Raw genomic sequence first — 11,165 nt, forward strand, 5'->3', positions numbered from 1 at the left:
GCGAGCTTGTCGGAGACCTTGCGCGAGCGGCCGACGACGGCGGACCAGTCGTAGCTGAGGTTGTCGAACGAGAAGCCGAACTCCTTCGCGCGGTGCGCCATGGTGTGGTAGAGCTCGGCGTTCTTGAGCAGGGCTTTGGTCGGGATGCAGCCCCAGTTGAGGCAGGTGCCACCGGCGCGATCAGCCTCGACGCAGGCGACTTTTTTTCCGAGCTGGGCGGCGCGGATCGCGGCAACGTAGCCGGCGGGTCCGCCTCCAATAACGATGAGATCAAATGCCATGATAGGGATGCTTTTCGCGGTTCGCGGCGGAGATTGGGGTGGCCCGGTCCCATTGTCAAAGGGTGAGTCCCGCGAGCTGATGGCAAAGTTCGTCCAATTCTTGATTGAACGAATTTCGTGAACCCGCTGTCTTAGCCCTTCGATGTCCGGGTGTTAGGTCCGCGGCAAACAAGAAAACCAATCCCCGGAAACAATGCTTAAGGAATTTAAAGAATTCGCCTTCAAAGGCAACATGATCGACATGGCGGTGGGCATCATCATCGGGGGTGCCTTTGGAACCGTGGTGAAGTCGCTGGTCGAGGACGTCTTCATGCCGGGGATTGGCGCGATCACTCCCGGGGGTTTGGACTTTAGTTCGAAATACCTGAACCTGACCGACAAGGAGTTTGAATCCTACGCGGCGGCCAAAGAGGCGGGTGCTGCGGTGATTGGTTACGGTAGTTTCATTACTTCGCTCATTTCCTTTGTGATTCTCGCATTCGCGGTCTTCATCGTCGTGAAGAAGGCGCTTGGTGCGATGAAGAAGGAAGAAGCGAAACCTGATCCGAAGCCACCCGAGCCGACCGCCGAGGAGAAGCTCCTCACGGAGATCCGCGATTTGCTCAAGAAGGAAGCCTGATATTTCCCAAAAAACCCGAAACCAAGAAAGGCGGCCTCGAGGGGCCGCCTTTCTTTTTGATCATGAACCCCACGAACCCAAGGGCGTGAGGCGCTGTGGATTTCTGGAGGGCTTACTTGGCCTTCACGATCAGCTTTCCGGACATCAGACCGAAGTGACCGGGGAAAGTGCAGAGGTAGGGGTACTCCCCGGCGGCAGGAGCCGTGAAGGTGATCGTATCGGACTCACCTCCGCCAATCATCTTGGTGTGGGCGACGATGAGCTTTTTCGATTCTTCGTCCTGGGGGATGTAGTCGTTCGCAGCGGCGGGAGCAGCCTTCATGGCGAAAGCAGGGATCTGTGTTCCGGCCTTGAGGATGACGACGTTGTGGCCCATGGCGGCCTTCGGCAGCTTGCCGATGTGCTTCAGTGTGAGGGTGACGTTCTGGCCCTCGGTGACGGTCAGTTCCTTTTTGTCGTACTGCATCTGATCGTTTCCGGTCAGTTCCAGTTTGACGGCGTCCTGGGCGGTGGCTCCGAGAGCGGTGGCGGCGAGGGTGATCAGCGAAATCAGAAGTGTTTTCATAGGCTTGAGTTAATCAGACGCGGCTACGTTGGGACCGCATCTCATTTTTCGCAACTCCCGGAATTGGGTGTTTTTTACGATTTACGGACCGGATTTTGATCTAAGGCGCCGAGTTCTCTCCGCTCTCCGAAATGTTCAGGCGGATGAATCGATGGCTTGGCTGAAGGGGCCAGCGGATCGTCCGTTTGGTGAAACCGGGGACGCCTGGAAAATAGGAAGTCGTCGAGGTGGAGAATCCTGTCGGCAGCGAGCCCGACCAGCTGCCCTCGCTCAGGGTAGGGGACCATTCGGGCAGGTAGCTGAGACCTCGCTCGGCCTTGTCGGTGCGCTCGGGATGCGAGTAGCTGGCGATGCCATCCTGCACCGAGAAGGTGGGTCGCGGCGGGCTGCCGAACTCGAGGATCGTGCTGCCGCTGAGTGGGTTGCTACCGAGCGCGTATTCGATGATGTTAGACACGCCGTCCTTGTCGGGATCATCCAGCTGGCCCTTTTCGCTTAGTGCTGCAGCCCATGAGGAAAAGCCCGGAACGAGCGGAATCGAGGTGATCAGGGTTTGCGCATCGGATGTGTCGGAGACCCAACGAATTTCCGGTTCAAGGGAGGCCACCATCGGGGCGGCGTTCCATTTCAATTGGATCGCGGATGAAGCCTGTTGTCCGAGGACGGAACGGCGAAGTTTCCAGCAGTTTCCCTCGCTGGTGAGCACCCACCCGTCCGCGATGATCTGGTCAGGCGCGGCGTGTTCCGGAAAATGAATCTCCGCCTCCACGTTGCCCGTTTCCGAGCTGCTGCGATTCTCGAGCCTGTACTCAAGATTGAGCGCTTCTCCCTGCTCGGCCTGGGGCGAGGTCACCGAGGGGGTGCAATGGATCTCGGTGGGTGCCGCATTCAGGGGACGCATGCGAAAGCCATCGGCCGCGATGAGCGCATCGATCTGGGGTGCGTAGTGGGGAATGAAGGCGTCGAAGTTCGACTGCACACCGCCGACGGTGCTGGTGGCGAGGTGCAGCCCGAGAAGCGCCTTTTCGCCGTTGACGGTGGTGAGGGTTGGACTGCCGGAGTCACCTTCAGCAAGCCGTGCATCATTCGCATCGCCAGTTCCGATGTTGTAGTCGAAACGGAAGGTGCGCGAGACGATCCAGTTGACGTTGATGGTGCGGAAATCGATCAAGGATCCTTCACCGGCCTTTGCCTGGGAGCCGAGAACGATGAGTGGAAGACCGATGTAGTCAGCTTCCGATGGGAGATTCAGGTAGGGCAATGGCTCGATGCCCTCTTCGCTGCTGATCGGTGAGGAAAGGGTGATCAGGAGGACATCCGAGGTGCTGCTGGTCGGGTTGAGGACCTTCTGAGTGCGGGCCACGCGGCGCTCGATGATCGTGCCGGCGCGGTTGAGAAAAGCAATCCGGGATCCGATGGCGGGGGCGGCATGGGCGGCGAAGAGCACATGGCAGCGGCTGACCAAGGCGAACTGTTTTTGAGGGTTCTGCGGGTCCCAGCCGACGCCAACGAGTTTGTCGGAGTCGAGCAAGAAGGTCGGATTGAATGCCGGGCTTTCGGGAAATCCCACGAAGCGATCATGCACCGACGAGTCATAGGCCCGCAGCTCAAGTGCCGAGGCGGCGCCACAGCAGAGCAGACAGGTGAGTGCCAGAGACACGAATTTTCGGGGGGCAGTCATGGGGGGGCACGAAAGCGAGACCCGAACCCTATCCCATTTTCCCTCCGCTCAAACCTCCACGATCGTGTAGGGCGACGCGCTTCCCGAGCTCATTCGTCGAGAGAAATCCCCACTCGAGCGAATTGCCAGGCCTCGTCCGCCGGCCAGGTCAGGGTTCGCTTCACAAAGCCTGGCACGGCGGGATCGTAGGGGGAAGCGGTCGACGTGAGGCCTGCGGGATGTGTTGCAGACCAGGCTTCGGGGGCAAGATCGAAAGCCCACTGCGGAGCGTAGCTCAGTCCGCGACTGAGCGCGTCGCTGCGTTCGGGGAAGGTGAGCATCGCGGTGGTTCCGGAAACGGAAATGACCGGCCGAGCGGGCTCACCGTTCGGCAGTTGGTTGATGCTGTTCTCGGGATTACCGCCAAAGGCGTACTCGGACAGATTGAAGAACTCGTCATCGTCGGGATTGTCGAGTTGCCCGGGTTCGCTCAACCCGGCGGCCCATTCGTTGAAGGAGGACCCGAGGGCGTAGCTCGGCGAAAGTGAGCCACTGGCGGCTTTGTCGGACCGCCAGTCGATCCCGATGGCAAGATTCCCAACAAGGGGAGCTGACGCCCATGACAGGGTCAGGGTCGTGATCTCTGCACTATCGAGGAGGGCTCGGCGAACAGTCCAATTACTGCCTCCACCGTAGTCGACCCAATCGCTTCCAGAAATGCCGTCGGGTTCCTCGCCCGAAGCAAACTGAAAGTCGACTTCGAGATTGCCGGTGGGATCGGCACCGGTGTTTTCGAGGGTCAGAGTAATGACGAGAGGGTTCCCCTTTCGCGGAGTGCTTGTGACGACCAGGTCGGTGACAGCAAGGGTGGTCGTTGCGGTATTGGCAGGGGTCATTCGGTAGCCGGATGGGGCGAGTAGCAGATCCAGTTGGTCGACGTAGTGTGGCACGAAACTCCCGACATTCGATTGGATGGAGCCTTCGGTTCCGATCGCCGAGTGGTGGCTTATCAAGTTCATCTTGCCCGAAGCCAGGTGAAAGGTCGGGCTCCCGGAGTCTCCCCCTTCCAGTCTTGAATCATCCGGCGCGGGGTTGGCCAGATCGTAGTCGAACGACATCGTCACCGTCGGATTCAGACCACTTCCAGAAACGGCGACGATTTCGTCCACAGTCGCCCTGCCTGCGCGCACCAGTCTTCCAAAAACGATCAAGTCCAGGTCGAGGTAGTTTCGATACTCGCTGAAGGGGAGGAATTCGCCCTCCTCGTTGGGGTCCGGCAGGGGCGGGAGAAGTGGGAGATCGAGATAGGGAAAGGGCGCGACTCCATCAATGGAGTCGATGGGTTCGTCGAGCGTGACCAGTGCGAGGTCTGAGTCGGTGTTTGGTGTTGCTGGGTCGTCATCGACATTCTGGACGATCGTCGTGGAAGCGACGTTGCGTGAAACGATTTGGTTGGAGTCGTTGAGAAAACGGATTTCCTGTCCGACGGGCGGCAGGAAGTGAGTCGCGAACAACACGTGCGAGCGAGTGACGAGCGTGAATTGCTTGCGTGTGTCAACGGCATCCCAACCGAGCCCACGGAGCTTGGTTCCGTCGAAAAACGAAGAGCTGTTGATGACGGGATTGCTGGGAAAACCGGTGAAGCGATCATGGTTTGCCGACGAATACCCGGAAATCAAGATGGCCTCGCTTGTCGCTGCAAGGGTCAGCAGCGTGATTGAGGCGAGCAGCGGGCGGGTTTTCATCGATGAACTGGTGAATAATAGCTCCGATCCACGATTCCGCCAATCCACGCAATTGCGTGCTTGGCGGTCAGGGGATGGAGCGTCTTGATGGCGGCCCCATGAGCGCCTCGCGTCCGCCGGCCCGGCTCCGGCTTCAACTCTTTCCCCGCGCGGAGACGGCGGTGAAAAAGGGGCACCCGTGGGTTTTCGGAGACAGCATCAAGTCCCGGAACCGCGAGGGTGAGGCAGGGGAAATGGCGGTGATGTATGACCGGAATGACCGGTTTCTGGCGCTGGGCTTCTACGATCCGGACTCGCCGATCCGAGTCAGGATCGTCCATTGCGGGAAGCCGGCGACGATTGATCGGGCGTGGTGGCGGGAGCGGGCGGTGTCGGCGAAAAGTCGCCGTGATGAAGTCTTCAATGAAGCCACGAATGGCGCGCGCTGCATCAATGGCGAGAGCGATGGCTTCCCCGGACTGGTGGCGGACTGCTATGCCGACACGCTGGTGGTGAAGGTCTACACGGCGGGATGGTTGCGGAATTGGGATGAGGTTGAGTCGGTGCTGCGTGAAGTCTTCGAGCCGAAATTTCTCGTTCTGAGGATGAGCCGGAATCTACTAGAAGCATCGGAGTTTGAGGAAGGATTTCGTGGTGAGGAGGGAGATGAGGTGGTGGTTTTTCTGGAAAATGGCATCCGATTCGAGTCGGCTGTTAGGCACGGCCAGAAGACCGGATTTTTCCTCGACCAGCGGGACAACCGGGCGCTTGTCGAGAAACTGGTGAAGGGACGTGATGTGTTAAACGTTTTCAGCTTCTCCGGCGGTTTTTCGCTGTATGCGGCAAGAGGTGGTGCGAAGAGCGTCACCGATCTGGACATCAGCGCCCACGCGCTTGAGAGCGCGGTGCAGAACTTCAAACTCAATGCCGATGATCCCCGCATCACCGCCGTGCCGCACGAGATCGTGCAGGCCGATGCATTCAAGTGGATGGACGAGACGGAGCGGAAGTTTGATCTGATCGTCGTCGATCCGCCATCCCTGGCGAAGCGGGCGCGGGATCAGGAAGGCGCGATTTCCGCCTACCGCCACCTCAATGCCCGAGCGATTTCGATGCTGCGTCCCGGAGGGATTCTCGTCGCGGCCTCCTGCTCGGCCCACGTGCCGGCCGCTGACTTCCATAGCATGATCCGCGAGCTGGCCGAACGATCGGGTCGGCGGTGGAAAGAGCTCTGGACCAGCGGCCATGCGCCGGACCATCAGGCGACCTTTCCCGAGGCCGAGTATTTGAAGGCGGTTTGTCTTGAGCTCAATTGACGGGTATCTCCGTTTGACAAATCACTAATCTGCATGCACGGTGCATGCATGGCAACAAAGACGATTTCCATCGATATGGAGGCGTATCAGCGACTTACGGCGGCGCGGAAGGAGCCTAAGGAGTCGTTTTCTCAGGTGATCAAGCGGGCGGCTTGGACTGAGCAAGGCCGGACTTGCGGGGCTTTGTTGGCGGCTCTTCCCGGGATTGAGGTGGCGGATGAGGAGGTGCTGTTGCGGCTGGATCAAGCCCAGCAGGAGGATGCGGCTCCGGACGATTCGTGGTCATGAGCGCGTTTCTTTTCGACACCTGTTTCCTGATTGATCTGGAGCGGGAGATGAAACGTGGCGAGGGAAAAGCCCACCAGTTCCTCCGCCAGAACCCGAACGCGCATGCCCGGCTGTCGTGGACGGTCGCGGGTGAGTTTGCGGAAGGCTTCGGGAGCATCGATCATCCGGCTTGCGAGGCGATGCTTTCACGTTTTGAAATGCTGCCAATGGAACGATCGACGGCGAACAGCTACGCCATCATCACGCGCGAACTACGTGATCGCCGCGAGTTGATCGGGGCGAATGACCTGTGGATCGCGGCGGCGGCGCTCGCGAATGATCTGCCACTGGTCACGAACAACCAATCCCACTTCAAGCGGGTTCCGGGATTGATGGTGGTGGGGTATTGAGTGGCGCGGAGAGCGTCGCGAGCTTTTGTGTGCGGCGAAAGTTTTTGGTAAGCGAAGTTGTCGTCCCAGAACTGATCCAATAGCCGCAAGCCTGAAAGCGAAGGAAGCGCTCTTCGTGGAGCGCAGGCAACCACGATCAAAGGACAAACCGGTCATCCGTGACTGAACAAAAACGGAGCCGGGGCATTTCTGCCCCGACCAAGCCAGCCAACGCAGCGAGGACCATCGCTCCGCCTTCGAAGCTTCATGCTGAGTAGGCTGTCCACCCTGTCCTGGAAACCGAAATGCAATGAAACAGGAGGCAGCAGAGATCGCAGAGGTTCAATAGCTGCGCCCAAATTCAGGCAGGTATTGCAGCCACCCCTCGGGTGAATCGGTAGATTCCTGATAGCCTTTCATGCTCCGCTTCCTCCTGTTCAATCCATTTTACTTTTTTGCATCTGCCCCAATGGCGCGTCGTAGCACGCAGGCGAAGGAGGCTCCCCCTTTGAAGTTTTGAGTTTGAAGTTTAAAGTTTCCCCCACCAATGGCCGACGTCTTCACCCCCTAAAAGCGCAGTGAGGTGATGTCGCGCATCCGGAGCCGGGACACGAAGCCGGAACTCATCGTCCGCTCGATGCTCCACGAACTCGGCTACCGCTTCACCATGGCCCGAGGAAACGACGCCTCGAAAGATCCATTCTTCTGATAAATCAATCCGCGCTTGTCTCAAGCAGATTTCCTTCCGCATCCACAAGCACACCATCTGGATGCAACGTCACCGGAACGATGGTTTCACCCACCGTCATCGCATCATCGAAGTCCCGCTCACCATCCACGAATTCCTGAAGACGTGTGATTTGGTGATCCACAATTTCCCGCTGCGCCTCGAGCTCGGTCTCGAAAACCACAATCTTTCCATCGCCAGTGCTCACTGCTAGGGTGATTCCATGGCAAACGGTGTCGATCACGATCACGTAGCCGTCGCGAAGCTCGTATGGCGATTCGGAACTCTTCATGGCGAATACACCTGGCCAGGTCGATGGCGTAAGCCAAATTGATTTTTGGATTTCAGAATTTTCGATCTCAGGGTTTCAGCTCTAATTCCCTCATGGCCTCCCGCCGACGCTGGACATACGACGAGCTTCTTGTCGTCCTAAACCTCTACCACAAACTCCGCTTCGGGCAGTTTGACCAACGCCAGCCGGTCATCATCGATCTGGCGGAACGTCTCGGCCGCACACCGAGTTCGGTGGCGATGAAATTGAGCAACCTCGCCTCACTCGATCCAGCCCTGAAACTTCGCGGCATCAATGGCCTCAAGGGAGCCAGCCAACTGGATCGCGACGTGTGGGACGAGTTCCACGCCAATCCGGCAGAGCTGGTGCCACTGAGTCAGGAACGCTTCGACGCACTCTTCGTCGATGCCCAAAGCGAAACCACCGAAGTCATCCCCGGCATCGGCATCCGCCCAGCCTCCAAGCCGCCAACGGGTGAAACCGAAACCACCCGTCTTACCAAGCAACGCCGCGGCCAAGGCTACTTCCGTGACGCGGTGCTTAACAACTACGACAACCGCTGTGGTCTCACCGGACTTCCGGTCCGTGAACTCCTCATTGCCTCGCACATTCTCCCATGGCGTGACCATGTCGCCGAACGGCTCAACGTCCGCAACGGCATCGCGCTCAACCGTCTTCATGACGCCGCCTTTGACCAAGGCCTCATCTCATTCGATGAAGACCTCCGGATGCTCCTATCGGGACGACTCAGGGATTACCTGCCGCACGACGCGGTGAAACTCTCCTTCGAGGCCCATCAGGGTAACGAGTTGCTTCTCGCCTCAGATGCGACTCCGCCAGAACAAAACTTTCTAGCACGCCATCGAGCGTTCTTTGGCTTTCCGTGACGCTTGGCCATGCCCCGACGAATGCTCGAAATCTAGGACCGACCCCGCCGAACGACGAATGCTCGAAATCTAGGACCGACCCTGCCGAAATCTCGAAATCTAGGACCGACCCCGTCGAGAAGGACCGACCCCGCCGAGACGAGACCCCGCCGAGACGAAGGACCGACCCCGCCGAGAGACGACCCCGCCGACGAAATCTAGGACCGACCCCGCCGAGGAATTTGTTGCCAACTTTGAGGACTATCAGACTGACTGGAGGAAGCGAGCGCGAGTGGCCTGCCCTCAATGACCAATCATTAGATTGCGACTAGTCAATCGGTTTCCAGCCACTCTCTTCTGTAAGTGCTCGGAGTCCATCGGCACATGTGCTGCAAATCGTCCTCAAATTTCGCGCTATAATTTCACCTCCGTGGCTACGCGGAAGGATAAGAGCAACCGAGAGCGAAATAGGAATACCATCGTATGGGCAGAGACTGGTTTCGTCCTGCCCGCACATGTGGCAATAACGCCCATCTCGCTCAATGACCATAGGTATCAGACAGTGATATTTAACCGATAGATGGCAACTCAGAGGCTCGGGATAAGGAATAGTGACCATGGCTAAGAGGATTAAAATTTTGGTCAGAAAAAATCAAGCCTCCCCGTTCCATTCTGGAACATTTTAACATCTCTTGCTGATAGCGTGAGCGGATGACGGTGCAAGAGGATTCTGAAGATCCCAAAATCGAATTGAAAAACATTATCGGTTGTCGTGTTCGCGAGGCTCGAAAAGCATTTCAGGGTGGTCTTACCCAAGATCATCTATCCGGACGGCTGGCTGCTCTAAAAATCACCATCGATCGTGCTGGAATTGCAAAGATCGAGCTCGGAATACGCCATGTTTACGATTTTGAAGTGGCGGCCTTGGCCCGTGCCCTGAGAGTTGATGTGAAGTGGTTGCTCGGAATCGAAACCACTGGAGGACCAGACAAAATCGTGAGGAGGACGGAATGAGTTTCGACGTTGCAGCGGCGCTACGAAAGTCCACCGGACGAGCGAAATCCGACGTAGCGAACAAGCTAGTGAGCATGTTCTTGCACGAGGTGAGCCGAAAGGCATGCGTGACCGGAGGAATGAACGTATCCGATCCCCGTTACGCCGAATCCGTTCTTACCGCCTTCGGGCGGAACTGCTTATATTGCGGCGCGGAATTGGAGCGTGACCGCGTTTCGGTGGAACACCTGAACGGAATGAACCGCGTTAGTGTGGGATTGCACGTGCCTGGCAATGTCGCGATGGCTTGCAAGTGCTGCAACAACGCAAAACGCCAAGATGATCAATTACTTCCGCTCGCTGAAAACGGCTGGGAGTCGTTCCTGTCACACGACGGAAGTCGCTGCACGCCTAGCTGCAAGGCGTGCACCTACTGGGATAGTGCTTGGCCGGATCAGGAAATACGAAGAACGTCGCTCGGTTTGGCTCGTGAACGTGTCCATCAGTTTCAGCAACCCTACATTCAATTCGTTCGGTGGTCAGAAAACACTCGGGGAGTCCTTCGAGAGAAGATCGAGACACTCTACCGTGACTGCCAAAAATTCGCGACCGACGAGATCGGAAAATTGTCGTCGGGTCTGGAGTTGGACTTTTCAGGAGTGAAAACTTCTGGATCTTAGGGATTGATCCTCGTCGGGGTCGTCGTCGGGGTCGGTCCTAGATTTCGAGCATTCGTAGGTGGCATGTGCAGGCGTCACGAAAGCTGAAAACATGCCACGGAAAAGATGCCACACGGGAAAGATGCCAGGCATTCAGTAGATTCACGGGCTGGAAACTTTTCTCTACGATGACCGTAAGTTGCAGAACACCAACGAGCCGACGTCGTTTGACTGGTGGCGCTGGTGATGTTTCTTCGGGGCCGCAATCCGGGCGGGTTCCGGCCTCGCGGAGGGCGGTCGGGAAAGCTTCGAAGGCCGGAGAACACTGCTTTGAGTTGAAAGCGCACTGGGGTCAGGTGATAGCGGTAGGGCCAGAGATGGCGAATGTTCCCGAAAAACCGCCCGATCTTGGCAAGGGGGAATCAGCGCCTTTGTCGGCGTGCGCGCTTTCGCAGGGAGGCATCGAAGGCCTCGCGAGCAGCATCAGAATGCGTTGGAAGGTCGAGAGCCATCCCTTGGAATGAGGTTGGTGGGCATCAGCCAAGCCCAAATGGTCAGTATCAGGAGGACGATGGCGGTGAGGGCAATCATAGTGGAGCCGAGATGAATTAACTCGGTATCGTAGCCCCACTGCATCGGGTCGACCTGGCCGGAAAAACTGAGGATCCGGTTTCGGAGGAACTCGCGCAGCGAGGTGTGAAGAGGAGCCATTAGTCCGACGAATCCCGTGAGGCCGAGGAGAACTTTCGTCGTCCAGAATCGCGAGGCGGCGCTTCTCAAATGGATTCCAAAGATGATGATCCAAGT

General features: G+C 57.8%; 13 protein-coding genes. 7 read left to right on the plus strand and 6 right to left on the minus strand.

Annotated features, from left to right (window positions below; translation table 11 throughout):
• A partial coding sequence (locus WBG04_RS10990) for an FAD-dependent oxidoreductase (protein WP_424314477.1) occupies nucleotides 1-281 on the minus strand: 281 nt, incomplete at its 3' end.
• 193 nt (nucleotides 282-474) lie between these two features.
• Between WBG04_RS10990 and mscL the strand changes: the two genes are divergently transcribed.
• Complete coding sequence (gene mscL, locus WBG04_RS10995; RefSeq protein ID WP_424314478.1) at nucleotides 475-900, plus strand: large conductance mechanosensitive channel protein MscL; 426 nt, start codon at nucleotides 475-477, stop codon at nucleotides 898-900.
• Nucleotides 901-1,012: 112 nt separating this feature from the next.
• On the opposite strand, the gene azu is transcribed toward mscL, so the two are convergent.
• From azu to WBG04_RS11010, 3 genes are all read right to left on the minus strand, one after another.
• Nucleotides 1,013-1,465, minus strand: a complete 453-nt coding sequence (gene azu, locus WBG04_RS11000) for an azurin (protein ID WP_424314479.1) — start codon at nucleotides 1,463-1,465, stop codon at nucleotides 1,013-1,015.
• A 100-nt stretch (nucleotides 1,466-1,565) separates the two neighbouring features.
• Nucleotides 1,566-3,125, minus strand: coding sequence for a hypothetical protein (locus WBG04_RS11005; RefSeq protein ID WP_424314480.1), 1,560 nt, complete (start codon nucleotides 3,123-3,125; stop codon nucleotides 1,566-1,568).
• 110 nt (nucleotides 3,126-3,235) lie between these two features.
• Complete coding sequence (locus WBG04_RS11010) at nucleotides 3,236-4,870, minus strand: hypothetical protein (protein ID WP_424314481.1); 1,635 nt, start codon at nucleotides 4,868-4,870, stop codon at nucleotides 3,236-3,238.
• A 98-nt stretch (nucleotides 4,871-4,968) separates the two neighbouring features.
• Between WBG04_RS11010 and WBG04_RS11015 the strand changes: the two genes are divergently transcribed.
• From WBG04_RS11015 to WBG04_RS11030, 4 genes are all read left to right on the plus strand, one after another.
• Complete coding sequence (locus WBG04_RS11015) at nucleotides 4,969-6,165, plus strand: class I SAM-dependent rRNA methyltransferase (protein WP_424314482.1); 1,197 nt, start codon at nucleotides 4,969-4,971, stop codon at nucleotides 6,163-6,165.
• Between the two features lie 48 nt (nucleotides 6,166-6,213).
• The gene (locus tag WBG04_RS11020; protein WP_424314483.1) at nucleotides 6,214-6,453 is read left to right on the plus strand and encodes an antitoxin VapB family protein; all 240 of its coding nucleotides are present in this window, start codon (nucleotides 6,214-6,216) and stop codon (nucleotides 6,451-6,453) included.
• Nucleotides 6,450-6,842 (plus strand): type II toxin-antitoxin system VapC family toxin, encoded by a 393-nt coding sequence (locus WBG04_RS11025; protein ID WP_424314484.1) that lies wholly within the window; start codon nucleotides 6,450-6,452, stop codon nucleotides 6,840-6,842. Before WBG04_RS11020 ends, WBG04_RS11025 begins: the two co-directional genes overlap by 4 nt.
• Before the next feature lie 562 nt (nucleotides 6,843-7,404).
• Complete coding sequence (locus tag WBG04_RS11030; protein ID WP_424314485.1) at nucleotides 7,405-7,530, plus strand: hypothetical protein; 126 nt, start codon at nucleotides 7,405-7,407, stop codon at nucleotides 7,528-7,530.
• Between the two features lie 4 nt (nucleotides 7,531-7,534).
• On the opposite strand, the gene WBG04_RS11035 is transcribed toward WBG04_RS11030, so the two are convergent.
• Nucleotides 7,535-7,840, minus strand: a complete 306-nt coding sequence (locus WBG04_RS11035; protein WP_424314486.1) for a hypothetical protein — start codon at nucleotides 7,838-7,840, stop codon at nucleotides 7,535-7,537.
• A 92-nt stretch (nucleotides 7,841-7,932) separates the two neighbouring features.
• Between WBG04_RS11035 and WBG04_RS11040 the strand changes: the two genes are divergently transcribed.
• Together WBG04_RS11040 and WBG04_RS11045 are read left to right on the plus strand one after the other, a co-directional pair.
• Complete coding sequence (locus tag WBG04_RS11040; protein ID WP_424314487.1) at nucleotides 7,933-8,727, plus strand: HNH endonuclease; 795 nt, start codon at nucleotides 7,933-7,935, stop codon at nucleotides 8,725-8,727.
• Nucleotides 8,728-9,417: 690 nt separating this feature from the next.
• Nucleotides 9,418-9,720 carry a helix-turn-helix domain-containing protein gene (locus tag WBG04_RS11045; protein WP_424314488.1) on the plus strand — a complete coding sequence of 101 codons (303 nt, stop codon included), beginning with the start codon at nucleotides 9,418-9,420 and terminating at the stop codon, nucleotides 9,718-9,720.
• 1,121 nt (nucleotides 9,721-10,841) lie between these two features.
• Here the strand turns inward: WBG04_RS11045 and WBG04_RS11050 are convergent.
• Nucleotides 10,842-11,165 (minus strand): hypothetical protein (locus tag WBG04_RS11050; protein WP_424314489.1); only part of this gene is annotated, 324 nt, incomplete at its 5' end.

Origin of the sequence: Haloferula sp. (assembly GCF_049672945.1) — a bacterium.
Classification (GTDB): domain Bacteria; phylum Verrucomicrobiota; class Verrucomicrobiia; order Verrucomicrobiales; family Akkermansiaceae; genus Haloferula.